We start from the raw sequence: 26,605 nt of genomic DNA on the forward strand, positions 1-26,605 counted from the left end.
AGCGGGACAACAAACTGGAGGAGACTATGCCTATCAAACTGAGAGGGCTGGCAATCGGCCTTTTTCTGACGCTCGTTTCGGCGTTCAGCGCGCATGCGGCCGCATCCTGCGGCGACAATGGCGGCAAGCCGGCAACGGGCGAGCCGATTGTGATTGGCGCCATCACCGGCAAGACCGGACCGGATGACTTTTCCAATTCCACCAAGGCGGCGAAGGCCTATTTCGATTGCCTGAACGCCAATGGCGGCATCAAGGGCCGGCCGGTCAAATATCTGGTCGAGGACGACCAGTGGAATCCGGAAATCGCCGCGCAGCTCGCTGCAAAACTCGTCAACGACCAGAAGGCTGTGCTGATGGTCGGCAATTCGAGCTTTGTTGAATGCGGTGCCAATGCTGATTTTTACAAGAAGGCTGGCATTCTGGTGCTCGCCGGCGTCGGCGTGCCGCGAGAATGCTACTTTGCAGAAAATTACGCGCCGGCCAACGCCGGCCCCCGTGTTTCCATGCTGGGCGCCATGGGTTATGCGCTGGATAAACTCAACGCCAAATCCGTCGTCTGCATCGGCCCGAATATTCCGAATGTCGGCACCTGGTCCTGCGATGGCGTGATGCTGCTTGCCAAGGAAAAGGGGTTTGCTGCTCAGACGATCCTGATGGATCCGGGCTCAGCGGATGCCACGTCGATTATTCTTCAGGCGGCGTCAAGCAAACCTGACGTCATTGTTCTCGGTCTGCCGAAAGGTGTTACCGTGCCGCTGCTGACGGCAGCCGAAGAGCAGGGCCTTAACCAGTCGATCACCTTCCTGAGCGCCGCCTCAGCCTATGATCTCTCCGTTCCCGCCACCATCGGCTCGGGCTGGGATGGCAAGTTCTATGTCAACATGGAATTCAACGATCTGAACGCCGAGACCCCGGACAATCAGAACTGGCTGGCCGTCATGGACCAATATGGTCAGAAGTCTGACCCGCGCGACACCTTCGCCCAGGCAGGCTATTTGGCTGCCCGCATCGCCGAGAAGGCGCTAATGACGCTCGATCCGTCCAATATCAATCGCGAAACGGCTTCTGCCGCCGTGCGCCAGATCAAGGATTTCAAGAGCGATATCTTCTGTGCTCCCTGGTACTTCGGTGAGGGTCAGGCGCGCCACAACGCCAATTCGACGACTCGCATGGCTGTCAGCGAAGGCGGGAAGTGGAAGGTCGTTTCCGATTGCGCACCATCGCCGGATCCGGAGTTGAAGGATATCCGCGCTTTTGAAAAGTCCGCCGGCATCAACTGAGCGCTGACGTTTGCCCTCGGTTCCGCGGCGCAAAAGCCGCGGAGCCGAGCGACCCGAGGGGATCGATCCATGAACCTTCTACCCTTTGTCATTTCCGGGCTGGGGATCGGTGCAATCTATGCGCTGTCCGGCGTCGGGCTCGTCGTCTTGTTTCGAGCGACTGGCGTTCTCAACTTTGCATTCGGCGCCTTCGGCGCGATCGGTGCGCATTGTGCCTGGCAGTTGCTTGAGTGGAAGATGCCGCTCGCCGCGGCCATTCTTGCTGCCGTTGCCGTCTCGACGACGATCAGCTTTCTCTATGGACGGATATTCGCACCTATGCTGGCGCATCGCGATATTGTCGTGCGGGCCGTCGGAACCTTGGCGCCCGCACTTATCCTGATCGCGATCATGGGCGTCACTTGGGGCGAACTGCCACGTCGTCTGCAGTTCCCGACCGATCAGATGTTCATTTCTCTTTTCGCCGTTCGTCTGACCTTCACGCGTGTCATCGCCATTATCCTCGCCATCGTGATGGTCGTAGCCATAACGATGCTGCTGAACCGTACGCGTCTTGGCCTTGATATGCGCGCTCTTGCCAACGATCGTGATCTCAGCGCCGTCCTCGGCGTGCGTATCCTCTATACGGAAACTGCCGCCTGGATCATCACCGGTATTTTCTCTGGCTTTGCCGGCCTGTTGCTTGCCGACCTCGTGCGGCTGCAGGGAACCTTTCTGACCTTGCTGGTCATACCTGCTATCGCCGCTGCGATCCTCGGTCAATTGCAGTCGCTGTGGCAAACGGCCGTGGCTGGCCTTCTGATCGGCATTGCCGAGGCGGTGCTGACGCCGATTGCCTGGATATCGCCCTATCGCGCGGCGGCACCCTTCATCATCGCGCTGATCGCGGTCACAATTCTGGGAGGCACCGCGAAAGTCGCGTTGAAGGACCGATGACCATTCAGGAGCAAACAATCGCCCCAAACGCCGAAGGCATATCGATGGTGCGTCTGCCCAGGCAACTTCTTCATGTGCCGGTGACGATGCTGGCCTTTTCGGTCGTCGTCGCCAGCCTTGCCAATTCCTTCTGGCTGTCCGCGGCCACCTCTGCGATCGCACTGTCGCTATCGGTTGCCGGTCTTGCCATCCTTTATGGTCAGCTTGGTCTCGTCTCTCTTTGCCAGTTTGCCCTTGTCGGGGTCGGCGGCTGGGTGACACTTCGCGTCGGCCATGCCTTCCACCCGCCCTTCGAGGCAAGCCTGCTTGCGGGCGCCATCGTGGCTTCGGTGGTGGGACTGGCATTCGGCGTGCCCGCATTGCGTTTGCGCGGTCTCTATCTCGCGCTCGTGACGCTCATGCTTGCCGGTGCCTTTCAGATCGTCATCAGCGCCTGGGGCTTTCCCGATGGTGGTCCCGGCTTCCTGGGAAGGGCTGACGGCTCCGGCCGCGCGATGTTGGCAAGGCCGGCAATGGCCGACGGAGAAGTCTCCTATTTCCTCTATGTCTGTGCGGTTGCTGGAATCGGCCTGCTGATTGCGCAGTGGCATAAACTTGCCCGTCCCGGCCGGGCATGGGCGCTGATCCGTAAGGGCGAGACGGTCGCGGTGGCGAGCGGCGTCAACGTGCTGATCTACAAGGCCTGGGCATTCGCATTGAGCGGCTTTCTCGCAGGTCTTGCAGGTGGACTGCTTGCAGGCAACGTCGGTCAGCTCGACGGGCGCGCCTTCGGTGCCTTTGAAAGCCTCAATCTCTTCGCGCTTGCGATCGTCGGCGGGGTCTTCAACTGGTACGGCGCTGTCATCGCGGGGCTGCTGTTGCGCGCTGTGCCGGCGCTTCTGACTGACCTCGGTATCGACGGCTACGCTACGATCGGGATTTTCGGTGTCGCCCTGTTTCATGCTTTGGCGACGGCGCCGACCGGCATCGCCGGCCAGATCTCGGCGCTGATTGCCCGGCTGAATGCTGGTGTTTCCCGGCGGAGGACACGATGATCAAGATCGATAATCTCATCGTTCAATTTGGCGGTGTCCGGCCGATCAATGAACTCAGTGCCGTGCTCACGGCGCCGGTGGCCGGTCTCATCGGCCCGAACGGAGCGGGCAAGACCACATTGCTCAACGTGCTTTCCGGTTTCGTGAAACCCATCCAGGGCTCGGTCTTGCTCGACGAGCGGGCTTTGCTGCCGATGACGCCGCTACAGCGTGTGCGGGCCGGATTGCGCCGTTCGTTCCAGACCGAGCAGGTCGTGGAGGATCTGACGGTCGCCGGCAACATTGCCGCAATCGCAGATCATGTCGTCGGCACCGGACATTGTTCCCGCGCTGTCGACCAGGCTCTGGCCTTTGTAGGCCTGATGTCGATTGCCGACCGGCTCGGCCAATCCCTCAATCTCTTCCAGCGCCGCCTCGTCGAACTGGCAAAATGCGTTACCGGTGAACCGAAGCTCATCCTCCTCGACGAACCGGCCGCAGGCCTAACCGAAGAGGAAGGCAAAGCCTTTCGTGAACTGGTGCTGCGCATCCCCTCGGAGTTCCGGGCACAGGTCCTGATTATCGACCATGATGTCGATCTCATCCGTTCCATCTGCAGCGAAACCATGGTGCTCGACTACGGCAAGCTTCTGGCGCTCGGGGCAACACATACGGTGCTGGCCGATCCCAATGTGCGGCGTGCCTATCTGGGGGAGTTCTGACATGAACGTCACATCGGAAGTGAGCGTCGAGAACCTCGTTGTCGAGCGCGGCGGCAAGCGCGTCATTCATGGTGTTTCCTTTTCGGTCGCGGCCGGCAAGATCACGACATTGCTTGGTGCCAACGGAGCCGGGAAGTCGAGCACGGTGATGGCCATGGCGGGCGTTTTGCCGCGCGGCGGCTCCGTACGTCTGGGCGATGTGGCGCTTGAAGGGTTTTCGCCTGACCGCATTCGCCGGGCCGGTCTTGCGCTCGTCCCCGAAGGACATCGCGTGCTTGGGCAGCTTTCCGTGGAAGACAATATTCTTGTGGCGGCGCTCGCGGGTTCGGCGCTAGCGCGCCGGCGGGGGCTGGAACATGCCTATGAAATCTTTCCCGAGCTTGCCGAGCGGCGCCGTCAATCGGCATCGGATCTTTCCGGCGGCCAGAAGCAAATGGTGGCGATGGCGCAGGCCTTTGTCGCCAAGCCCCGTTTCATGATCGTCGACGAACTGTCGCTCGGTCTTTCGCCGGCCGTCGTCAAGCGCTTGGCGGAGGCGCTGAAGATCGCGGCCGCCAGTGGCATCGGCGTCCTGCTGATCGAGCAGTTCGCCAACCTCGCACTGGATCTCGCCGATCAGGCCCTTGTCCTGGAGCGCGGATATCTTGCTTTTACCGGTGCCGCTGCAACCCTCAAAGCGCAGCCGGATATTCTCCACGGCGCCTACCTGGCGAGCTGAAGCGGAGGGTTTCACCTCTGGAGGACACCTAGCATGGCTGCAGCACTTCAACGGTATGTCGAGAGCGCCAATGGGCGAGCGTTTGCGGGACTGGCTCGCAACCTGTTCGGAAATGTTCGGATCGACTTCAGCACCGCCGATGAGGAAAAAAGCCGGATGACATCGGCCATGCTGGGCGCTTGCCGGCTGACGCGGCTGGAGGCGGATCGGCATGTCGTCTTTGGGGAACGAGTTATGGCTGGGCCGGATGATCCGGACGCGATCAAGCTGCTCCTGCAGACGGAAGGCAGCGCCTTGCTTGCCCAAAGCGGGCTGCATGCGCCGGTTTCGCAGAATGCACTGGTGATCTACGATCCGCGCCGTCCCTACATGCTGACAAACAACACGCCGGTTCGCCAATTGCTGCTGCAATTGCCGCGTCACGCATTGCCCCACGCAGCGGTCGAACGCCTGACGAGGCCCTTTACCGCGCATGCCGAGCGAGACGGCATGTGCCGGATTTTGCTGTCGCTGATGGATTCGACCATGCATGAAATCGACCATCTCGACGAAGCACGGCGCTCCAGCGTCGGCCAGACCATGGTCGATCTTGTCCGTACCATGATGGCTGCAGACCTTCAGCCGGCAAGGCCGGTCGTCAATCCGTTGGACCTGCTGCTGCAGCGGATCAAGGATTTCATCGACATCCACCTCGCGCGACCGGACCTCAGCGTTACCATGATCGCGCGCCATATGGGCTGCTCGGTGCGCTATGTCTATCGCGCATTCGAAGTCGAGTGCCTGACGCCTTCGGACTACATCTGGGATCTGCGTCTGCAGAGAGCGGCGGAGCAATTGCGAGATGCCGGAGGCTATGCGGGGGAAATATCCGGGATCGCTTTCGCGCTCGGCTTTTCCTCCAGCGCGCATTTTTCGCGAGCCTTCCGCCATCGTTATGGCGTTTCGCCGTCGCAATGGCGCAAGGCCCGGATTTCATAGACTGAGGGTGGTGGCCCGACAGAACGCTGGGCCACCTCGATTTTTCATCGCATGGATTCGGCGACCCTCAACGTATCCGTGAACTGCTCAAAACGGCGGATCTTGTCGCCCGCCACGTCCCAAACGTGCACGACGCGGGCTTTGAAGGCCTTGCCCGTGCGCTTATGCGTGCCGCTATAATCTCCGACGCCGATCACCTCGTCGCCGGCGTCGAGAAGACGTTCCAGCTTGAAGGTGTATCCGTCGAAGGCCTGGCCGAGCGCCTGAAAGACGTTCTCGAAGACTTCCTGCGGACCGACATAGGTGCCCGCACAGGGGAAACCGTCCATCTCCGTCCAGCGGCAGTCCGGAGCGATGTCGGCAAGCATGCCGTCCATGTCGCGGCGGTCGTTGGCGTCGTAATGTGCCTTTACGATATCGAAAGCTCTGCGCATTGCGTCCTCACACTGGTTCCTGGCCGGGCAGGTAATAGGTCATTGATGCCTTGCGGATGAAGGCGCCGGCCGGGCTGTTCTGGATGCGGCCATCTCCGGTGATGCCGAGAAACTTGCCTGTCGACCGCATGTCGTTGAAATTATAAAAGAATGTTGATGCGACCGGGATCTTGAATTCGCGGAAGGTGAAGATGTACAGGTTGTCGTCGAACTTGTAAGTGGTGGCGAGATCGACGTCGCCATGGCCGCGCTGAACGCCGACCAGGCATTGCCAGGCGTAGCGCTGCGACGACAGATAAGTGTGCTCGTAGACGTGATTGGGGCTGTAGGTGAAATGTGCCCTGAGCCCAATCAGGTCGCGGCTTTCGTGCGGCACCGGCCCGCTCACTGCACCGCCCTCGATGACACCAGGCCGGAAGATCTGGGCGACCTGCGGCTCGCCGACAGCATCCTTGGCATCGCGAACGAGGGAATAGATGGAAAGCACGCGTCGCGTTTCGATATTGAGGATCAGCGTTTCGGCTTCCTTGGGACGACCGGCAAAGACGATCTCCACGAAATAGGTCTTCGGCGCGACTTCGATCACTTCCGCCTTGTCGGTGCCGCCATCCTTGCCCTCAGACCATTTGATTTCGCCGTTAGCAAAGGCCAGCTCAAACGTGCGGCCGTCGTCGAAGCTGATTTTGTAAGATGGGCCGGCGAGGGCCTCGGTTGCGGGCAAGCGGTTCGTGTCGATGCCGTAGGCGAATTCGTCGTAGGTTTTCCAATCCTTTGGATTTTGGTTCATCGGTGTCTCCTCCTCTTGATCAATCCGCAAAGGCGAGGGTCGGCAGGTCGACAGTGCCGGCGCCGCCATCGACGGTCAGGACTGCGCCGTTGATCATCGATGCCTCTGCCGAAGCCAGGAAGCAGACGGCGTTGGCGACATCCTCGGCAGTTGCCGGGCGGCCGAGCGGCACGTCCTTGGTGACGAGCGCATAGGCTTCCTCGATATTCTTCAGCTTGAACTTCTCGACGATGACTTCCATCTGCTCGTCGGCCATCGCCGTCGAAACCCAGCCGGGGCAAACGGAATTGGTGCGTACGCCCTTGCGGCCATAGTCGCGCGCCAGCGATTTCGCGAGGCCGATGCAGCCGTGTTTCATGGTGACGTAACCCGCCGCATCCGGCCCGGCAAAGAGGCCTGCGATCGAGGCCAGAACGACGATATTGCCCTTGCTCTTGATGAGATGGGGCAGGGATTCGCGCGCACTGACGAAAGCGGTGTTGAGATTGAGCCGGACGGCGAGATCCCATGTTTCATCCGACATGCTGACCGTTGGTCCGACACCGTGACCGCCGGCATTGGCGATCAGGATGTCAAGGCCGCCAAAGGTCTCGACGACTTTCTCGACGGCGGCTCTCATGGCCGCGCTGTCGGCCGCATCGGCTGCAACGACAGCGGCACCGATTTCCTCCGCAACGCCGCGAAGCGGTTCGGGCCGACGCCCTACAAGCGCGACATTGCCACCCTCCTGCCGGATGCGGCGAGCGACCGCCGCGCCAATGCCCGTGCCACCACCGGTGATCAAGGCAGTCTTGTTCTTGAAACGCATGTTTCCTCCTCTCGGCTTTGCGGATCATCATGGCGGATGCGTGCAGACGCGTCGCGTCCAGCTCTGCACTCCGTTTTGACTGAGCGTGCACAACGCAGGCTGCCGGACGCGGAAAACCGCACGATCGACTGCCGCCGATCGCGAGGCGCCCAAGGAGATTAGCTTCGGGAAATCAGTAGACTTTTGCGTCTGCGGGCGGCTTGGCGGCGTCCGCCTTCTTGAAATCGTCGAGGAGCTTGGTCGTCGCATTGGCAAGCAGCGTGACGTCGTTGCCGATTGCGACGAAGGTCGCGCCAAGCTCGAGATAGCGTTTCGCAAGCGAGAGGTCGCCGATCAGGATGCCGGCGGCCTTGCCATGCGACTGGATCCTGGCAAGCGCCTTTTCGACCTCTGCCTGAACCTCCGGTGCGCCTGGCTTGCCGAGATAGCCCATGTCGGCAGCGAGATCGGCGGGTCCGATGAAGACGCCGTCGACGCCTTCGGTCGAAGCGATTTCATCGATTGCGGCAAGCCCCGCGCGGCTTTCCACCTGCAGAAGCAGGCAGATTTCGTCATTGGCCGTCTGCAGATAATCGGGAATGCGATTGAAGGCGGAAGCGCGGGCAAGGGCCGCACCAACGCCGCGCACGCCATGCGGCGGATACCGCACCGCCCTGACCATGGTTTCGGCCATCTCCTTGCTATCGACCATCGGAATGAGTAGGGTCTGCACGCCGATATCGAGCATCTGCTTGATGATCCAGGTCTCGCCAATCGGCGGACGGATCACCGCATGGCTGGCCGTGCCCTTCATCGCCTGTAATTGCGAGACGAGAAGCGGTATGTCGTTCGGGGCATGCTCGGCATCGAGCAGCAGCCAGTCGTAACCGGCGCCGGCGCAGATTTCGATTGTGTAGGCATTGGCGAGCGCCTGCCAGAGGCCGATCTGCGCCCGCCCTCCCTTCAGGGCCTGTTTGAAAAGATTCCTAGGCGCAGGCATGTCTCACTCCTTCATGCAAAGAACAGGCTGACCGATCCGTATGAGCCGAAATCGGCATTGATCGTATCGCCGTGCCGTGCCTCGATCGGGCGGATGAACGAACCGGCAAGCACGATCTGGCCGGCTTCGATACCGTCGCCATATTGCGACAGTCGATTGGCAAGCCAGGCGATGCCGCGTGCAGGCTGGTTGAGCACACCGGCGCCAAGGCCGGTTTCTTCGACCTCGGCATTGCGGCTGACGATCGCGCCCATCCAGCGCATGTCGATCTGGTCGGGCCGCACGGCGCGGCCGCCGGTGACGATGCCGGCGTTGGCGGCGTTGTCGGAGATGGTGTCGACGATGGTGCGCGCCTTCTTCGTCTCCGGATCGACTCTGAGGATGCGGGTATCGAGGATCTCGAGGGCAGGGGTGATAAAATCGGTGGCGTTCAGCACGTCGAAGATCGAGACATTCGGTCCCTTGAGCGGCGCCTTCATCACGAAGGCGATCTCGGCCTCGATGCGTGGCTGGATGAAGCGGTCGGCCGGCACGGTCGCGCCGTCCTCGAACACCATGTCGTCGAAGAGCACGCCGGAATCGGGGATGTTGATATTGAGGGCATATTGCATCGCCTTCGACGTCAGCCCGATCTTCCAGCCGATCGGCTTGCGTCCGCGTGCGATCTTCTTCTGCACCCAGGCGTTTTGGATGGCATAGGAATCGTCCATGGTCATCTCTGGGTGCTTGAGCGACAGCAGCCCGGTCTGGACGCGCGTCCGCTCGGCTTGGTCGAGGTTTTCGGCGGCGGCTTGGATTTCGTCATGAGACAGCATCAGAGCACCTCGTCGGCGATGGTGTTTTTCAGGGTGCCGAGGCCATCGGCTTCGACTTCGACGATATCGCCGGGCTTCAGCCAGATCGGCGGATCGAAGCGGGCACCGGCCCCCGTCGGCGTACCCGTGACGATGACGTCGCCAGGAACAAGGGTGGTGAAAGTGGAGATGTAGTTGATGATCTTGCGGAAGGAGAAGATCATCCGGCTGGTGCGGTCGCTTTGGCGCACTTGGCCATTCACGCGGGTCTTAACCTCGATGTCCTCGAGCTGCGCGGCATCGGTGAAGGGGATCAGCCAGGGGCCGATCGCGCCGGTGCGATCGAAGTTTTTCCCCTGTGTGACGTTGAACTTTGCATGGCGCACCCAATCGCGGATCGTACCCTCATTGCAGAGCGACAGGGCCGCGATATGGGAGAAGGCATCGGCTTCGGCAACCCGGCGGCCACCCTTGCCGATAACGATGACGATCTCGCCCTCATAATCGAGCTGCGCGCTTTCCGGCGGGCGGATCAGCGGCTGGTCGTGTCCGGTAAAGGAACGCGGAAAGCGGATGAAGAGCGAAGGATTGGAAGGTGCCGCCTGCCCATCCTTGTATTCCTCGTTGCGGTCGGGAAAGTTGACGCCGACGCAAATGATCTTTTCCGGTGAGGGAATAGGAATCTCGAAGCGGATGTCGTCGAGTGCGAAATCCGGCTTTAGCGCGTTGGCCTCCTCGGCGAGTTGAACGAGGCGACCGGCCTCGATCACTTCGCGGAGCGTCGGCCATGTCGCGCCATGGCGCGCGGAGAGGTCGACGACGCCATCGGTCTTGACGAGACCATATTTCAGGGTGCCGTGATGGGAAAAGCTGGCGAGGCGGGGCCGTTCGGTCAAAATGGTCTCCTATGTCAAACTGCGGGCAATCTCGGTGATCACCGTGAAGGCCGTGTCGGCGTCATCGCGTGTCATCTCGAACTGGCCTGCCTGGAAGCGGATAGCGATACGCCCGTCGACGCGGGTTTGCGTGAGATAGATGCGGCCATCGTCGTTGATGGCGTTGATCAGCGCAATGTTGTGCCGGTCGGCGTCCTCACCGCCTTTATGACGGAACGAGAAGAGCGACAGCACCGGCTCGCTGACGAGTTCGAAATCCGGTTCGGCGGCAAGCCGTTTAGCCAGCTCTTCCGACCAGGCTACATGGTTGCGGATCATGGTGCGCAGCCCTTCAAGCCCGTGATAGCGCAAGAGGAACCAGAGTTTCAGCGCGCGAAAACGACGGCCGAGCGGCACGGACCATTCGGAGTAGTCGATGATGCCGTCATGGCCATGCGTCTTCAGATATTCCGGCTGAATGGCGAGCGTGCGTACCTGGTCTTCCGGACTGCGGATGAACTGTACCGAGCAGTCGAAATTGGCGCCGAGCCATTTGTGAGGATTGAAGACGATGGAGTCCGCGGCCTCGACACCATCCCGAAGCCTGCGGAACTCCGGGCAGATCATCGCGGAGCCGGCCCAGGCGGCGTCGACATGCAGGTAGAGCCCGTGCGCCTTCACGACTTCCGCAACCGCGCGGATCGGGTCGCAGGCACCGATCGAGGTGCCGCCCGTGCAGGCTATGACGCCGGCCGGAATATGGCCGGCGGCAAGGTCGGCCTTGATCGCGGCATCCAGCGCTTCGGGGTCCATGCCATTGAGCGGGCCCTTGGTGGGAATGCGCACGAGATTCGCCTCGCCGATGCCCGCTATCCAGATCGCTCGGTCAATGGAAGTGTGCACCTGTTTTGAGGCATAGACGCGTACGGCCTTGTGCGCTGAAAGCCCCTCGCTGTTGCCTTTCCAGCCGAGAGCTTTTTCGCGCATCACCAGCACGGCTGCGAGCGTTGCAGTTGAGGCGGAATCCTGGATGACACCGGCAAAACCGTCCGGAAGTCCCATAGCTTGCCGCAGCCAATCGACCACGCGAGTTTCAAGCTCCGTCGCCGCCGGCGAGGTCTGCCACAGCATGCACTGCGCGGCGATGGAGGTGACAAGGTAGTCCGCTATTACTGAGACTGGCGCGGCATTCGCCGGGAAATAGGCGAAGAAGCGAGGGTGCTGCCAGTGCGTCAGACCGTCCGGGATGATGCGCTCGAAATCGGCGAAGATCGCCTCCATGGCCTCGCCCGCTTCCGGTGCCGCACCAGCGATTTGTCGGGCGATGTCGCCGGGCTTCGTTTGCGCCCGCACCGGCCGCTCGCGCAGGCCCGCGCGATAATCGGTGCCCCAGTCGGCGACTTTTCGGGACCAATGACGGAATTCTTCGCTGTCCATATATCATTCCCTTGGTACTGCGTTATCTCGGCGCCGGGCCATCCCTTGCGCAATGTTTTCGAGGCGAACAGCCGGCTGAGCATTTCAATGCCGCTGCCTCGACATGAGACTGAATCCAGGATGGGTTATGCTTTATCTAGGGCCTTCCTTGACCTCAGACGACACCGCCGAGGCAGACATATTTGATTTCGGTGAACTCCTCGATGCCGTAGCGCGATCCCTCGCGGCCAAGGCCGGAGAGCTTGACGCCGCCGAAGGGGGCTTCGGCCGTCGAGATCAGGCCGGTATTAACCCCGACCATGCCGTATTCGAGGGCCTCGGCGACCCGGAAGACGCGAGCAAGATCCTTGGCATAGAAATAAGAGGCAAGACCGAATTCGGTGTCGTTGGCCTGGGCGATGACATCGGCCTCGTCCTTGAAGCGGAAGAGGGGAGCGACCGGCCCGAAGGTCTCTTCCTTCGCGACAGCCATCGCCGGCGTGACATCGGCAAGCACCGTCGCCTCATAAAAGCGGCCGCCGAGCGGATGGCGATGGCCACCGGCAACGACACGGCCGCCTTTGGAGAGCGCATCGGCAACATGCTCCTCGACCTTGGCAAGGGCCGCCTCGTCGATCAGCGGGCCGAGATTGATGCCCTGGTCGAAACCGTTGCCGGTCTTCAGTGCGCCGACGGCCTTGGCAAGCTTTTCGGCAAAGGCATCATAGGCACCGTCCTGCACATAAAGACGGTTGGCGCAGACGCAGGTCTGGCCGTTGTTGCGGAACTTGGCGATCAGCGCGCCTTCGACGGCGGCATCGAGATCGGCATCGTCAAACACGATGAAGGGCGCATTGCCGCCGAGCTCCAGCCCAAGTTTCTTGATGGTCGGTGCGCTCTGTTTATAGAGTTCGGCGCCGACTTCGGTCGAGCCGGTGAAGGTGAGCTTGCGCACAACCGGGCTTGCGGTCATCTCGCCGCCGATGGCGCGGGCCGAGCCGGTCAGCACGCTGAAGAGGCCCTTCGGCAGGCCGGCACGCTCCGCCAGCACTGCGATCGCAATCGCCGAAAACGGCGTCTGCGAGGCCGGCTTCAGCACCATGGCGCAGCCGGCGGCAAAGGCGGGACCGGCCTTGCGGGTGATCATCGCATTTGGAAAGTTCCAAGGGGTGATCGCCGCGACCACGCCGATCGGCTGTTTCATCACCAGAATGCGCTTGTCCTTCTGGTGGCCGGGGATGATGTCGCCGTAGACGCGGCGGGCTTCTTCGGCGAACCATTCGACAAAGCTGGCGCCATAGGCGATTTCGCCCTTGGCCTCGGCAAGCGGCTTGCCCTGTTCGGCCGTCAGGATGCGTCCGAGATCATCCTGGTTTTCCATCATCAGCTCGAACCAGCGCCGCAGGATACCGGAACGTTCCTTGGCGGTGCGGGCGGCCCATTGCTTTTGTGCGATCTCGGCTGCGGCAATCGCCGTCTTGGTCTCGGCAGCACCCAGATTGGGAACAAGGCCGATGATCTCGCCCGTCGCCGGATTGTCGACCTTGATCGCATTGGAGGGATCGGCTTCGATCCAGTCGCCGCCGACCAATGCGGCCTGCCGGAATAATGTTGCGTCTTTCAAATCCATGACTGTCTCCTGCCGACGGTAGAAAGCGGGCGTTTTCGCCCGCTCTCAAGGGTAACGCTTAAGGCGCGATAATCGGATGTCACATGCAGTCTTTAATACCGCGACAACTTCATATGGCGATTGACATCCTTATAAAGGAGATAGCGGAACTTCCCTGGCCCGCCTGCGTAGCAGGCCTGAGGGCAGAAGGCGCGCAGCCACATAAAGTCGCCAGCCTCGACTTCCACCCAATCTTGATTCAGCCGGTAGACGGCTTTGCCCTCGAGTACGTAGAGACCGTGCTCCATCACATGGGTTTCTGCAAAGGGGATGACGGCACCTGGTTCAAAGGTGACGATCGTGACATGCATGTCGTGGCGCAGGTCCAACGGATCGACGAATCGGGTCGTTGCCCATTTCCCCTCCGTTCCAGGCATCGGTGTGGGTGCGATTTCCTGTTCATTGGTGAAAATCGGTTCTGGCGCATCCAAGCCCGGGACGGCCTCATAGGCCTTGCGGACCCAGTGGAACCGCGCGGTGACAGATCCGCGATTGCGAAGCCGCCAACCGGACGAAGGCGGCAAGAAGGCGAAGCCGCCGGGATGGAGCACATGAACGTCTCCCCCCAGTTCGACCGTCACCTCTCCTTCTACAATGAAGAGCGCGCCTTCGGCGTGCGGGTCCAATTCCGGCTGATCGCTGCCGCCCCCTGGGGCGACCTCCATGATGTATTGCGAGAAGGTTTCCGCAAAGCCGGAAAGCGGGCGCGAGAGCACCCAAAGGCGTGTTCCGTCCCAGAAGGGCAGATAGCTTGTGACGATGTCCATCATCACGCCTTTGGGGATCACGGCATAGGCTTCGGTAAAGACCGCGCGGCCGGTTAGGAGTTCCGTCTGCTTCGGAGCGCCGCCCGCCGGCGCGAAATAGGTTGGTTTTGTCACTTTGGCCTCCGCGAAATATGGCGCTCATGATCCTGCCTGATCGATGGCATCAGGGTAGGGCGAACATGGTATCGGTTTGCCCATATCAAACGGGTTTGTCCAGCCTTTGACGGTCTTGCAACAAGCTTTCGACCGGACTGCGACTGCAGCCCTCCTTCTCTCGTAACCGCCTTTACGAATACCTTTTGCCATCCCATGGGCAAGGCATCTGTAAGCTGGGACTGACGGCGGCCCGAACCTGTCGCCAGCTATTCGTAGCAACAGATCTGCATTCTTGGTGGGAAAATCTTATCGCAGCACCCACCTTGGACAACCCGTGGAGGCAGTGGAAGCAATGAATTCACAGCCGTAAGAGGATTAATTCCCACAATAACTCGACTCAAAATGATAATAGTACCTTACCATATGAACCCTACTGATAAGTATTGTAACTGGAATATGTATAGTTATACGTACAGCCTGTATGTTTATGAATATTTCTGACGCCAAATTAGGACTTATATATTCGATTATTCTTAATTTACTGATGTATTTCTGCATCTATGACGGATTTATGTCGGCAATTTTCTTGTATTTGCCCAAATACTATATTGGCTCCGGTGCTTCTCTGGCTATCTTGCGGCCGGAAGTTCACAAACTTTCGATTATAGGGAACAGCCGGATGAATGAACGTAACGGACAGGCTCCGGGTCGTTCCGATCAGGCACATAGATTGGAGAAAAAATGAACATCAAGAGCCTTCTTCTCGGCTCCGCTGCTGCTCTCGCAGTAGTTTCCGGTGCACACGCGGCTGACGCTGTTGTTGCTGCTGAACCGGAGCCGCTCGAATACGTCCGTATCTGCGACGCATACGGTGCAGGCTACTTCTTCATTCCGGGCACCGAAACCTGCCTCAAGATCGGCGGTAAGGTTCGTACGGAAGGTGAATGGTACAACGCCTACAACCCGAACGACGTTCGCGGCACGCTCTGGCACACCCGCGCTGAACTGCAGCTTCAGACGGCTACCGACACCGAATACGGTCCGCTGAAGACCAACACGGAACTGCGTTGGGATTGGCAGGAAGGCGGCTCCACGAGCACGAACTTCCTCCATGGCAGCATCAGCCTCGGTGGTTTCACCGTCGGTAAGGAAGATTCGCAGTTCAACGTATTCACCGGCTACGCTGGCGACGTCATCAACGACGACGTGGTCTATGACGGCCCGTATGAACTCAACCAGATCACCTACAACTACGATGCCGGCAACGGCTTCACGGCTGTGATCTCGGTCGAAGACACCAATTCTGGCGTTGGCGCAACCGGCTCTAACGGCGAAGACAGCTCGGATCACTACGCTCCGGACGTCGTTGCCGGTGCTGGCTACAAGGCTGGTGCATGGTCCTTCAAGGTCGTCGGTGGTTATGACTCCATCGTCGAAGAAGGCGCCATCAAGGCTCGCGTCGATGCTGACTTCGGCGTCTTCTCTGCCTTCTTGATGGGCGGCTGGAACACGGACGGCGACAAGCTGAACAAGTACGCTGGCGCGAACGGTGGCGGCGACGCTTCCGGTATCGGCTGGGGCGACTGGGCAGTTTGGGGCGGTGCAAGCGTTCCGATCAACGAAAAGCTGAAGTGGAACTTCCAGGTCGCTTATACCGACTCGAAGATCTTCTCTGCTACGACGAACCTCAAGTGGAAGCCGGTTAAGGACCTGCTCGTCGAGCCGGAAATCACCTACACCAACTGGGATTCGATCAACGAAGATCAGTGGGCTGGTATCCTCCGCTTCGAGCGCAGCTTCTAATCTGATCTGAATTTGACCTCCGATCAGAAAAGGGAAAAGGCCCGGTTTCCCTCCGGGCCTTTTTTCTTGCCTATCGCACGCAGCCCGCAAATGTGCGGTAAATAATGCGTTTTTCGTGCCTTTTGCCGTCCCAAGCGACCCAAGCAGGCCATTCTAATCTTTGATAATCCTACCCGCTTGCCCAGGCCGCCTGTGAGGCGCCTTGTCGGCTCGCGTTTTGAATGGTTTCCGCGCTCAGTTAGATAATTGTCTCACTGTTGCGTGAAGTGGTGCCCTTGCCCCTGACAAAACATCGCTACCTTTGCTAGGTGCATAGCGATCATCGAAGCGATGTCGATTGTACGTCCCTGTCAAATATCAGGAGTTTGAGCATGACCGGTTCTTCCGACTACACGCCGCCGAAAATCTGGACCTGGAACAAGGCGAATGGAGGCCAGTTCGCGAGTATCAACCGTCCGATCGCGGGACCGACACACGACAAGGATCTGCCGGTCGGCCGCCATCCTCTCCAGCTTTACTCGCTCGCAACGCCGAATGGCGTGAAAGTCACGATCATGCTCGAAGAGCTGCTGGCTCTTGGCCATAGCGGCGCGGAATATGACGCCTGGCTGATCAAGATCGGCGAGGGAGAGCAGTTCGGCAGCGGCTTCGTGGAGGTCAATCCCAACTCCAAAATACCGGCGTTGATGGACCGCAGTGGCCCCAAGCCGATTCGGGTTTTCGAGTCCGGTTCGATCCTGGTTTATCTCGCCGAAAAGTTCGGTGCTTTCCTGCCGACAGACGCCGCCGCGCGCGCCGAGTGCCTGTCGTGGCTGTTCTGGCAGATGGGAAGCGCACCATATCTCGGCGGCGGCTTCGGCCATTTCTACGCTTACGCGCCGACGAAGATCGAATATGCGATCGACCGCTTTGCCATGGAGGTGAAGCGCCAGCTCGACGTGCTCGATCGCCGGCTTGCCGAAAGCGAATATCTCGGCGGCAAGGACTATACGATCGCCGACATCGCCGTTTGGCCCTGGTATGGCGGCCTGGTCAAGGGCTGGCAATATGGTGCGGCGGAGTTCCTTCAGGTGGAGGATTACAAAAACGTCCAGCGTTGGGCAGACGCAATCTTCGAACGGCCGGCCGTGCAACGCGGACGGATGGTCAACCGTGTATCCGGTGAGCCCTCAAGCCAATTGCATGAGCGCCATGACGCCAGCGATTTCGAAACCAGGACGCAGGACAAGCTCGCTGTCGCGAGCTGAGCGATCCTTTCGCTGGAGCCAAAGCTGGGCGTTGCAGTGCCCAGCGACGTGTCGGGAGAACTCGGCGATTTTCAACCGAATCAGTCCTATGAGAACCGTCGAGCCCGACATCCACTGCACATGAAGGCGGCCGCCAAGACTATCCGCCATTGGTGAGCCGTTTGGCGCCGCCTCGACAAGAGATGTTCCGATGATAAAAGGCATCGGTGATATCATATGTGGAAGTGGGACAACGAAGAGGGTTCATGCGGCATTCCCGGTCAGATGTGCAAGGGCGCACGCGCGTCGGCCCTGGCGTGGTGGCGTCAAAGAAGGTCGGCCTTCGATCGACTGAGATCGCCGACCGGAACTTCCGCGTCATCCTCGAGGCCATTCGCCGCTACGGCCCGTTGACGCGGCTCGAGTTGGGGCAGCGGACGGGACTCAGCGGACCGGGCATCACCAACATATTGCGGCGGCTGAGCGAAGATGGGCTCGTGACGTCGAGGCGGCGCAGGGATGCGGCCAAGGGGGCTTCGTCCACGGAGTTTGCGCTCAATCCGGATGGCGCCTGCTCCATCGGCGTTCGATTGGGCGGTGCTCGACCGGAAGCCGTGTTGGTCGATCTCAGCGGCCAGATTCGAGAGCGGACACAGCTCGACCTGACTGTCGAGCTGCCGGTCAGCCTTGAAAAGGCGGCCCGTGATCTTCTGGCGGGCAATACCGCGGCGCATCGCCTGCTTGGCATAGGCATCGCCGCTCGCTCGGCGGATGACATCAGCATTGGGCAGATAGAGTTTGATTCACGGCCGCTCCGCGTCTTGGTCGAGCGCGAGTGCGTGGCGGCGGTGCTTGCCGAGCGCACCATTGGCGCGCCAATGCCTGAGGGTGGCCTCGTGATGATCATCATCGATGACGCGGTGGAGGCAGCGCTTCTCGTGCGCGGAGTGCCCTTTGCCGGAGTGCATGGCAGGGCGGGCAGCATCGGCGCGATGCGGACGGGTCCGGATCATGTGCGGCTCGACAGTATCGTCGGCTTGCACGCACTGGAGGCCTGCCTCTCGCCGGAGGAGTTTGCGGCGCTTCTGGCCGGAGAGGAGCTGCCGATGTCGGCGGCGATTTCGGACTGGGTGAAAAATGCCGCCGGTCATCTGCTCGACGCTATCGTCGCCACGGCAGGGTTCCTTGCTCCAGGGGCAATTCTTATCGGCGGTGATCTGCCGCGCGGCATCATCGAGGCGCTGATCCACCAAATGTCGATCGAGCGCCGCAATACGACCATTCGTCCGTTCATCACGCCATGGATATCGCCCATGAGGCCGGCGAGCTTCGACGGCGGCGGCATTGCCCTCGGGGCAGCCCTGCTGCCATTCTTCGATGCCCTGCTGCCGTCGCCATCGGCGGGATAAAAAATATGCCCGGCCGATTTCGACCGGGCACGCTGTGGCTATGCCACCTGTTCGTCCCTGTGGCTGAGATCGGAGGCGAGCGCCTTGTCGAGCACCTTCTGGATATTGGCGGCGCGGCGGAAGGACGGCTCCTGCGTCTTGCCGGCCCTGACAGCCTGCACGAAGCGCTGATAGTTGGTTTCGACCGGGTCGAACGGGATATCGCGCCATGTGGCGGTATGGACATCGTCGCCGAGGCAGGCGCGCAGGGTCGACTTGCCCGTGTCGTAGATCATTTCGATCGAGCCCGTCTCACCATAGACGCGCAAGCGCAACTGATCGAGCTGGCCCGCCGCCGTGCGGGTTGCCTGAATCGTCCCGATCGCGCCCGAGGTGAAATCGACATTCATGGTGAAGCTGTCATTGGCATCGAGATCGTATTCGTCGATCTTATCGCCCGGCGCCTTGGTGAAGGTTTTCAGCCGGCCAAAGACATGTGCGACGTCGAGCCCCGAGCCATAGGAAGTGAAGTCGACGATGTGGATGCCGATGTCGCCGAGTGCGCCGTTGGAGCCGTGCTTCTTGCTGAGGCGCCACAGCCACTTGCTTTCCGTCTTCCAGTCGCCCCAGGCCTTGCCGACCAGCCAGCTCTGTAGATGCGATGCCTCGACATGGCGCACGGCGCCGATCTCGCCGGCGAGCACCATTTGCCGGCCCTTCTGCAGGGCAGGGGAGTTGCGATAGGTGAAATTCACCATGCCGACCTTGCCGGATTTCTCCATTGCTTCCGTCATTTCCATCGCCTTGACGGCATCGGTCGCGAGCGGCTTTTCGCAGAAGACATGCTTGCCGGCGGCAATCGCCTGCAGGGTGGTAGGGTGATGGACGCGGTCCGGCGTCACATTGGCGACCGCGTCGAACTCGCCCCAGGCAAGTGCTTCTTCGAGAGAGCCGAAATGGTTGGGTATGCCATGCAGGCTGCAGAAGGCCGCCAGCCGCTCCGGCACGATGTCGACGCCGCCGACAACGCTCACGCCCTCGATCGCCTTGAAGCTCGACGCATGTTTATCGGCCATTCCGCCGGTGCCGAGAATAAGTAAGCGCATGATATCCTCCCATAGGATCGTCGCTCCGCGGCCAAGTCGGACCACGGATGATTGCGGCAAAACAATTTCTACTTCGCCGTTCAGAAGTTGATTGACGTGATGCTTGAACTATCCCCCCGGGCGCTATGTCTTCGCAATGATCGCCATTTTCCGCGCCTCCCAGTTCCGGCTTGACATCAAAACAAAGTAACTTAATCTAATCAATGCAGCACGGAAATGAGGATAGGTCAACTGATCAAACCTGCTGTATTCGCCAAAATGGGGGAGGAGACCCATCATGATGAAGTCCATTGTCAGCGCCTTGGCGCTGAGCACGATGCTATTTGCAGTGCAGTCAGGCTATGCTCAGGAGTTGGCGGCAAAAGACAGAATAGGGTTGGAGAGTGCTCCGAAATCTTTGGTTGTCCGCCTGACGAATGACAGTCCGAACAATGCCGATCCCAACATTGCCGATGGCTACAAGCGACTGTTCGTAGACTTCATCAAGAAACATCCGGACTGGAAGCTGCAGATGCAGTTCATGTCCGCCGACATCGGCACTGAACAGGCGAAAATGCTCGAACAGGCAAAGGCCGGCAATGCGCCGGATTGCGCCGCGGTCGACTCCTTCGTGCTCTCGCAATTCATGATCAATCATGTGCTGGCCGACTTCTCCCCCTATTTCAGCAAGGACGAAGTTGCCGATCTCTTCCCCTTCATCCGCAATGGCATCACCGACAAGGACGGAACCGTCCGCGCCTGGTGGTGGGATACCGACCTGCGCGTCCTCTATCGTAACAAAACGGTTGTTCCTGACGCGCCACAGACCTGGGACGACCTGAAAAAGGCGGCTCTTGCCTCCAAAGACCAGGGCATGGAGGGCGTCATTTTCAACGCCGGCCGCTATGAGGGCTCCACCTTTGATTGGCTGGCGAATTACTGGGCACTTGGCGGCAAGCTGGTGGACGACAGCGGCAAGCCGGTCTTCGGCGAAGGCGACAACAAGGAAAAATTCTTAAAAGCGCTGACCTATTACAAGGACCTCGTCGATACCGGCGCCGCGCCGAAGCGCGTCACGACGATCGGCAATTATGACGATCTGAACGCTGCTGCTGCCGCCGGTACGACCGCCCTGTTCATTGGCGGCAACTGGCAATATGCCCAGTTGAAGGCGACGCTCGACGAAGACGAGTTCAACAAATGGACCTTCTCGCCGATCCCGGGTCCGACTGCGGACAAGCGCTCGACCGGCACCGGCGGCTGGACGATCGCCTCCTTCAGCAAGGACAAGGAAAAGGTCGAGATGTGCGCCGATCTCGCCCGCGAGGTCTATATGGGGCCGGCCAACGCCCTGCAACAGCAATTGCCGACGCGCAAATCGCTGTTCGACAAATATCCGGTTTTTGCAACCGATGCGAACAAGACGTTCGCAGCCGCCCTCGCCAATGGCCAGGCCCGTCCCGGCGCGCCGATTTATCCTGAAATCTCCAACCAGATTCAGATCATGATGGGCGACGTTCTTTCCGGCACCAAATCGCCGGAGGAGGCTTTGAACGCGGCGTTCAATGCGACGATGGAGGCCTATAAGCGCCTTTAGAGCGCCGCGCCGCGTTCGCTGGAACGCGCCACGGTTGTCCTACTCTTTTGATCCAGGGCATCCCGCCAGCTTGCAGGTGAAACCACCACAAAGCCGGATGTTCCTGCCGAAAGATGATCGAGGGCGGCGCACCGACATCGGCAGCGGCGCCAGCGTCCATTTGAAACATTCGGACAGAGAGAGCAGATGAGCCCAATTGCAATGGAGGCCCCCACGGGCCGAAGACGCGGGTTCTTTCCGCGTGATTTTGCCGGCGCGCCGCTTCCATGGATCATGCCTGTCATCCTGGTCATCGGCGTATTCTACCTTTACCCGGTGCTCGACGTCTTCCGGCTGTCGCTGACCAACGCGACGCTGATCGGCGACAATTCCATCTACACGCTGGATTCGATCAGGAACGCGATCCACTCGCCGCAACTGCCCGATATTCTGTGGGCAACGCTGATCTTCGTCGGTGGCAGCGTGGTCGGCCAACAGATCCTCGGTCTGGCGGTCGCGGTCGTCGTCATTCGTGGCGAAAAACGCGGATTGTTCGGCACCACCATCCTGCGCACGACAGCGCTCGTCGCCTGGGTCGTGCCCGGCATTGCCGGCGGTATCATCTGGCAGATGCTATTCAGCGAAGCGCCCTACGGCGCCCTCAACAGCATCCTGCGGATGATGCATATTCCGCCGGTGGCCTGGCTCTCCGATCCGGCGATCGCGCCCTGGTCGGCGCTGCTCTCCAATATCTGGCGTGGCACGGCCTTCTCGATGGTCGTGATGTACGCGGCGCTGAAGGCGGTCGATCCGTCGCTCTATGAAGCGGCGGAAGTGGATGGCGCATCCTCGACGCAGCAACTGATATTCATAACCCTGCCGCAACTGCGGGCCGCAATCCTCGTCAACATGATCCTGATCACCATCATGACCCTTAATACCTTCGACGCGATCATCACGTTGACCGGCGGTGGGCCAGGCCGAGCGACCGAGGTCATATCGCTCTACGTCTTCAACATCGTCTTCCGCAATTACGACCTTTCGGGCGGCAGCGTGCTCTCGGTGCTGATGCTGTTCATCAGCCTCGGGCTTGCCTTCGTTTACGCCTCGTTCCTGCCGAAGGAGGAAGAAACGTGAGTATGAGAACAGGCAGCCGCTGGGGCGATGTCGCCAGCTATATCTTCATGCTCATCATGTTCGTGTTTTTCGCGGGGCCATTATCTTATCTGCTGTCGCTTGCCCTGCGCGATCGGCGGGAGATCTATCTTGGCGTTGCCCGCTATATCCCGAAGAACCCGACCATCGACAATTTCACCGCGGTGCTGACCAACAGCTACTTCCCGATCTATCTTTGGAACGGCCTGAAGCTGGCGTCGCTGAGTGGTCTCGGCGTCCTGATCGTCGCACTCCCGGCGGCTTACGCCTTTTCTCGTTTTCATTTTCGCGGCAAGGGCCTGTCGATGATGGGGCTTTTGCTGTTCCAGATGATTTCGCCGCTGGTGATCATGGTGCCGCTCTACCGCTACATGAACAGGCTCGGGCTGCTCGATACCCATTTCGCCGTGGTCATGGTCTACATCGCCCTCGGCGTGCCGCTGGCGACATGGCTGCTGAAGAGCGCGGTGGACGGCATTCCGCGGAGCCTTGACGAGGCCGCGATGATCGACGGCTGCAACCGCTTTTCTGTGTTCTGGCGCATTATCCTGCCGCTTTCCGGACCCGGCATCGCTTCGGTATTCATCATCACGGTGATTGCCGGCTGGTCGCAGTTCCTGGTGCCGTTCCTGCTGTTGACCCAGAACAATCTGATGCCGATCGGCGTTGGCATCTTCAATTTCAAAGGCATGCAGACGGATTCATCCGTGCAATTGCTGGCGGCCGCCTGCCTGATCTCGGTGGTTCCAGCCATCGTCGCCTTCCTCTCCCTGCAGCGGCTGATCCTCGGCGCGATGACCAGCGGAGCCGTGAAAGGATGATGTTACGGACAACGAGAATTGCGTGTACGAGGCGGTCGAGAGATAGCGCGAGGCTGCTTTGACGATGCAACAATTCGACGATGACCGTAATGTTTTCGACCTGACCGGCGCCAATGTCGAGGATGCCGGCGAGCACAATCGCGCCGTCATCCTGCGGTGCATTCATCGCCAGGCGCCGATTTCCCGGGCAGAGATCGCCCGGCAGACCGGGTTTACGAAGCCGGCGATCGCTCGCATCGTCGATCGGCTCTTGGACGAAGGCCTGGTGATGGAGGCGCGCCGCCGCCATGGGCTGCGCGGGCAGCCGGCGATCGAACTCGAAATCAATCCCGACGCCTGTTTTTCGATCGGCGTGAATATCGACCGCGATCATCTGACCATCCTCGCGGTCGATGCCGTCGGAAACGTCCGCGGGCGGGTGCACCACGAAAAGCGCTTCATTCTTCCGGCCGAATTCGTCGAGCTGACGGCGGATGCCATCTCGCATTTTCAGCGCAGCAAGCTTGTCGACGACGCCCGCATCGCTGGCATCGGCCTCGCCGTTCCCGATTGGCTCGGCGAAATTCCGGTGCTTGGCCGGCCGGACGACTATGCGCAATGGACCACGTTCGACGTCCGCAACGCGATCGAAGCCATTACCGATCATCCGATCTTCATCGACAACGAAGCCAATGCCGCGGCAATGGCCGAACTGGACTACGGGCTTGGCGCAGAGAGCCGCAGCTTCTTTTATATCGCCATCAACGCCTGCCCCGGCGGCGGGCTGGTGCTCGACGGGATCGGTCATCGGGGCGCAATGGGGTTGAGCGGCGAAATCGGCTGGCTGCCGATCGCCGATCCGAATGATCCGAAGGGTGCGAAAGTGCAGCCTCTTGGCGAGATCTTCTCGCTATTCTTCCTTTATGACCACCTTGCCAAACATGGCATAGAGGTGAGCAGGCCGCAGGATCTGCTGGCGCTCGATGCGCGTGGCCGCAAGCTGGTTTCGTCCTGGCTGAAGCAGATGAGCGTTCATCTTGCCGAATCAGTCATCCACATCGGCCTGATCGTCGATCCCGATGCCGTGATCGTCGGCGGACGCCTGCCGGTGCGTATGACCGACGAGCTTCTGCGCTACGTGAACGAGCATCTGCAGAGTTCGGACCCCAACCTGCCGTCCATTCATCGCGCCTCGCTGACGGAAGATGCGGCCGCTCTCGGCGGCGCGGCGATGCCGACCGCGGCGGCCTTGATGCTCGGTTCGGCCAATCCGCAACAACGCACCCGCTCGCCCCTGCAGATCATGGACCGCCTGCACGCCATATGACGAAATCGTAGCGTCATTCGATTTTGAATAAGGAGGAATTCAGTGAAGATCGGTTTTTATACATCGACATTCAACGATCGCCCCTTTGAGGAGGTTGCCGATTTCGCCAGGGAGGCAGGGTTCGATGCGATCGAGATCGATGTCCGCGGCCATATCAAGGCGCCGGATCGTGTCGCCAGCGTCGTAGCCGTCGCCAGGGATCGCGGCCTGTTCGTTGCTTCTATTACTCTAACTGGCAATCAGCTTGATGCCGACACAGGCCGCCGGAACGAATTGCGCACCACAACCCTTGAATTCGCGCATGCGATCGGTGAGCGGCTTGGTTTGAGCTTCCTGCGCAACGCGCTGAAATCGATCTGACGCGTCCAGGGGAAGGGGAGGAACCAATGGCAAATGTATCCGTCAACAATGCGCGCAAGGATTACGGCGCCTTCAAAGCCATCAAGGGTGTGTCCATGGAGATCGAGAATGGCGAATTCGTCGTTCTGGTCGGCCCATCCGGCTGCGGCAAGTCAACACTGCTTCGCATGATCGCCGGTCTGGAAGGCATCACTTCCGGAGCCATCCAGATCGGGACGCATGTCGTCAACGACCTGCCACCGAAGGATCGCGACATTGCGATGGTCTTCCAGAACTACGCGCTCTATCCGCACATGACGGTGGCGCAGAACATGGGCTTTTCCCTGCGGCTGAAGCGCATGCCGCGGCCTGATATCAAGGCGAGGGTTGATCGGGCGGCCCGCATTCTTGGCCTAGAAAGCCTGCTCGAACGCTACCCGAAACAGCTCTCCGGCGGTCAGCGCCAGCGCGTTGCCATGGGCCGCGCCATCGTGCGTGATCCGGCGGTGTTCCTCTTCGACGAACCATTATCGAACCTCGACGCGAAACTGCGCGTACAGATGCGCTCGGAAATCAAGGAGCTGCATCAGCGCCTCAAGACGACGACGATCTATGTGACGCATGACCAGATCGAAGCGATGACCATGGCCGACAAGATCGTCGTCATGAAGGACGGCAAGATCGAGCAGATGGGCTCGCCCCTCGATCTCTATGATCAGCCGAGCAACCTCTTCGTCGCTGGCTTCATCGGCTCGCCAGCCATGAACTTCATCAAAGGCACGATGACGCAGGAGGGGTTTCGGACGGCCGAGGGCATCGTGCTGCCGACGCTTAAGAAGCCTGGCAATGCCGTCACCTACGGCATCCGCCCGGAAAACATCCATCTCGATCCCGAGGGCATCGAAATCGGCATCGTCGTGTTGGAGCCGACCGGATCGGAAACGTTGATCATTGCAAAACTGGGCGAACAGACGATCACCTGCGTATTCCGCGAACGCATTCGCGCCAAGCCGGGGGAGACATTGCGCGTTTCGCCCGATATGTCGGCTATCCATCTCTTCGACGATGCTGGCGTGAACATAGGCCACAGTCGCGCTTGGTGATCGGGAGCGGGCCTACTGCGCGGATGGTGAAGATGCCACCCGGTTATCGGCGCACGACGCCGACCTTTGCAAGCACCTCGTTGGGGATCGCATAGCGTTGAATGACGTCGCGGCCGTTTCGCAGGCCGCAGATTTCACGCTGAATGAAGAAGGCCCAAACCGCATCGGAAGCCTCGTCGACAAGCTTCTCGCGGTTTGCCTCACTGTGGCGAGCCGCGTCCCAGGCCCGCAGTTCCGCAAGCGCCAACTCTACGCGCAGGCCTTGGCGTCCAAGGGAGCTGGCGCGCTCCGACATGAGTTCGTATTCGAGAACGTTGAAGCCGCCACTCGAATTAAACTGCCTCAGAGATTGCGGCGGACGAAGGCTCATGGATGGAGATCCTGTTGTCTGCGAATGATGTTACCCGATCATCATTGGCAGATCGATAGGCCAGCGCCGCGTTCCGGCATTGATTGATAGCGGCTTCGACGCGCCCTGATCATTGGGGCAAAAGGTGCGACGTGCAACATTGCAGCGGGTTAGGCGTGCGT

Annotated in this window: 25 protein-coding genes and 1 pseudogene; 15 read left to right on the forward strand and 11 right to left on the reverse strand. The window is 60.1% G+C overall.

The window, feature by feature from the left end; translation table 11 throughout:
* Positions 1-26 precede the first annotated feature (26 nt).
* The 6 genes from QD357_RS27750 to QD357_RS27775 all read left to right on the forward strand — a co-directional run bounded on the left by QD357_RS27750 (position 27) and on the right by QD357_RS27775 (position 5,647).
* Positions 27-1,280, forward strand: a complete 1,254-nt coding sequence (locus tag QD357_RS27750; protein ID WP_414125491.1) for an ABC transporter substrate-binding protein — start codon at positions 27-29, stop codon at positions 1,278-1,280.
* Between the two features lie 69 nt (positions 1,281-1,349).
* On the forward strand, positions 1,350-2,216 hold the full coding sequence (locus QD357_RS27755) for a branched-chain amino acid ABC transporter permease (protein ID WP_183940527.1): 867 nt from the start codon (positions 1,350-1,352) through the stop codon (positions 2,214-2,216).
* On the forward strand, positions 2,213-3,250 hold the full coding sequence (locus QD357_RS27760; RefSeq protein ID WP_183940530.1) for a branched-chain amino acid ABC transporter permease: 1,038 nt from the start codon (positions 2,213-2,215) through the stop codon (positions 3,248-3,250). Before QD357_RS27755 ends, QD357_RS27760 begins: the two co-directional genes overlap by 4 nt.
* Complete coding sequence (locus QD357_RS27765) at positions 3,247-3,951, forward strand: ABC transporter ATP-binding protein (protein ID WP_183940532.1); 705 nt, start codon at positions 3,247-3,249, stop codon at positions 3,949-3,951. The genes QD357_RS27760 and QD357_RS27765 overlap by 4 nt, the downstream gene beginning before the upstream one ends.
* Before the next feature lies 1 nt (position 3,952).
* A complete protein-coding gene (locus QD357_RS27770; RefSeq protein ID WP_183940534.1) occupies positions 3,953-4,669 on the forward strand; it encodes an ABC transporter ATP-binding protein in 717 nt (238 codons plus the stop codon).
* 33 nt (positions 4,670-4,702) lie between these two features.
* Positions 4,703-5,647: a helix-turn-helix domain-containing protein gene (locus QD357_RS27775; protein ID WP_414125492.1), complete on the forward strand. Its 945-nt coding sequence runs from the start codon at positions 4,703-4,705 to the stop codon at positions 5,645-5,647.
* A gap of 44 nt (positions 5,648-5,691) precedes the next feature.
* Here QD357_RS27775 and QD357_RS27780 read toward each other — a convergent pair whose 3' ends face one another.
* From QD357_RS27780 to QD357_RS27820, 9 genes are all read right to left on the reverse strand, one after another.
* Complete coding sequence (locus QD357_RS27780) at positions 5,692-6,081, reverse strand: nuclear transport factor 2 family protein (RefSeq protein ID WP_183940538.1); 390 nt, start codon at positions 6,079-6,081, stop codon at positions 5,692-5,694.
* 7 nt (positions 6,082-6,088) lie between these two features.
* Entirely contained in the window at positions 6,089-6,868 is a 780-nt protein-coding gene (locus QD357_RS27785; protein WP_183940540.1) for a MoaF C-terminal domain-containing protein, read from the reverse strand.
* Between the two features lie 19 nt (positions 6,869-6,887).
* Positions 6,888-7,676: an SDR family NAD(P)-dependent oxidoreductase gene (locus QD357_RS27790; protein ID WP_414125493.1), complete on the reverse strand. Its 789-nt coding sequence runs from the start codon at positions 7,674-7,676 to the stop codon at positions 6,888-6,890.
* Between the two features lie 172 nt (positions 7,677-7,848).
* Positions 7,849-8,655, reverse strand: a complete 807-nt coding sequence (gene hpaI, locus QD357_RS27795) for a 4-hydroxy-2-oxoheptanedioate aldolase (protein ID WP_183940544.1) — start codon at positions 8,653-8,655, stop codon at positions 7,849-7,851.
* 11 nt (positions 8,656-8,666) lie between these two features.
* On the reverse strand, positions 8,667-9,470 hold the full coding sequence (hpaH, locus tag QD357_RS27800) for a 2-oxo-hept-4-ene-1,7-dioate hydratase (protein WP_414125494.1): 804 nt from the start codon (positions 9,468-9,470) through the stop codon (positions 8,667-8,669).
* Positions 9,470-10,300, reverse strand: coding sequence for a fumarylacetoacetate hydrolase family protein (locus tag QD357_RS27805; RefSeq protein WP_414125515.1), 831 nt, complete (start codon positions 10,298-10,300; stop codon positions 9,470-9,472). The genes hpaH and QD357_RS27805 overlap by 1 nt, the downstream gene beginning before the upstream one ends.
* 54 nt (positions 10,301-10,354) lie before the next feature.
* Complete coding sequence (locus QD357_RS27810) at positions 10,355-11,761, reverse strand: pyridoxal phosphate-dependent decarboxylase family protein (protein WP_414125495.1); 1,407 nt, start codon at positions 11,759-11,761, stop codon at positions 10,355-10,357.
* A gap of 154 nt (positions 11,762-11,915) precedes the next feature.
* Complete coding sequence (gene gabD / locus QD357_RS27815) at positions 11,916-13,370, reverse strand: NADP-dependent succinate-semialdehyde dehydrogenase (protein WP_183938946.1); 1,455 nt, start codon at positions 13,368-13,370, stop codon at positions 11,916-11,918.
* 92 nt (positions 13,371-13,462) lie between these two features.
* Positions 13,463-14,290 carry a bifunctional allantoicase/(S)-ureidoglycine aminohydrolase gene (locus QD357_RS27820; RefSeq protein ID WP_107107550.1) on the reverse strand — a complete coding sequence of 276 codons (828 nt, stop codon included), beginning with the start codon at positions 14,288-14,290 and terminating at the stop codon, positions 13,463-13,465.
* Positions 14,291-15,013: 723 nt separating this feature from the next.
* On the opposite strand from QD357_RS27820, the gene QD357_RS27825 reads away from it, so the two are divergent.
* The 3 genes from QD357_RS27825 to QD357_RS27835 all read left to right on the forward strand — a co-directional run bounded on the left by QD357_RS27825 (position 15,014) and on the right by QD357_RS27835 (position 18,710).
* Positions 15,014-16,075 (forward strand): porin, encoded by a 1,062-nt coding sequence (locus QD357_RS27825; RefSeq protein WP_183938947.1) that lies wholly within the window; start codon positions 15,014-15,016, stop codon positions 16,073-16,075.
* A gap of 371 nt (positions 16,076-16,446) precedes the next feature.
* Entirely contained in the window at positions 16,447-17,322 is an 876-nt protein-coding gene (gene yghU, locus QD357_RS27830; RefSeq protein ID WP_183938949.1) for a glutathione-dependent disulfide-bond oxidoreductase, read from the forward strand.
* Positions 17,323-17,567: 245 nt separating this feature from the next.
* On the forward strand, positions 17,568-18,710 hold the full coding sequence (locus QD357_RS27835) for a winged helix-turn-helix transcriptional regulator (RefSeq protein WP_414125496.1): 1,143 nt from the start codon (positions 17,568-17,570) through the stop codon (positions 18,708-18,710).
* Between the two features lie 38 nt (positions 18,711-18,748).
* On the opposite strand, the gene QD357_RS27840 is transcribed toward QD357_RS27835, so the two are convergent.
* Positions 18,749-19,795 carry a Gfo/Idh/MocA family protein gene (locus QD357_RS27840; RefSeq protein ID WP_183938953.1) on the reverse strand — a complete coding sequence of 349 codons (1,047 nt, stop codon included), beginning with the start codon at positions 19,793-19,795 and terminating at the stop codon, positions 18,749-18,751.
* Between the two features lie 277 nt (positions 19,796-20,072).
* On the opposite strand from QD357_RS27840, the gene QD357_RS27845 reads away from it, so the two are divergent.
* The 6 genes and pseudogenes from QD357_RS27845 (at position 20,073) to QD357_RS27870 (ending at position 26,074) form a co-directional block, all read left to right on the forward strand.
* A complete protein-coding gene (locus tag QD357_RS27845; protein ID WP_183938955.1) occupies positions 20,073-21,371 on the forward strand; it encodes an extracellular solute-binding protein in 1,299 nt (432 codons plus the stop codon).
* A gap of 186 nt (positions 21,372-21,557) precedes the next feature.
* Complete coding sequence (locus tag QD357_RS27850) at positions 21,558-22,487, forward strand: carbohydrate ABC transporter permease (RefSeq protein ID WP_414125497.1); 930 nt, start codon at positions 21,558-21,560, stop codon at positions 22,485-22,487.
* Positions 22,484-23,326 (forward strand): carbohydrate ABC transporter permease, encoded by an 843-nt coding sequence (locus QD357_RS27855; RefSeq protein WP_183938959.1) that lies wholly within the window; start codon positions 22,484-22,486, stop codon positions 23,324-23,326. The genes QD357_RS27850 and QD357_RS27855 overlap by 4 nt, the downstream gene beginning before the upstream one ends.
* Positions 23,327-23,390: 64 nt before the next feature.
* A complete protein-coding gene (locus QD357_RS27860; RefSeq protein WP_414125498.1) occupies positions 23,391-24,632 on the forward strand; it encodes an ROK family transcriptional regulator in 1,242 nt (413 codons plus the stop codon).
* Between the two features lie 42 nt (positions 24,633-24,674).
* Positions 24,675-24,947 (forward strand): annotated as a pseudogene (locus QD357_RS27865) (sugar phosphate isomerase/epimerase family protein); the annotation flags it as partial.
* A gap of 71 nt (positions 24,948-25,018) precedes the next feature.
* On the forward strand, positions 25,019-26,074 hold the full coding sequence (locus tag QD357_RS27870) for an ABC transporter ATP-binding protein (RefSeq protein WP_183938965.1): 1,056 nt from the start codon (positions 25,019-25,021) through the stop codon (positions 26,072-26,074).
* 43 nt (positions 26,075-26,117) lie between these two features.
* On the opposite strand, the gene QD357_RS27875 is transcribed toward QD357_RS27870, so the two are convergent.
* Positions 26,118-26,444, reverse strand: a complete 327-nt coding sequence (locus QD357_RS27875) for a DUF6665 family protein (protein ID WP_183938966.1) — start codon at positions 26,442-26,444, stop codon at positions 26,118-26,120.
* Positions 26,445-26,605 lie beyond the last annotated feature (161 nt).

Origin of the sequence: Rhizobium sp. BR 317 (assembly GCF_047445835.1) — a bacterium.
GTDB classification, from domain to species: domain Bacteria; phylum Pseudomonadota; class Alphaproteobacteria; order Rhizobiales; family Rhizobiaceae; genus Rhizobium; species Rhizobium paranaense.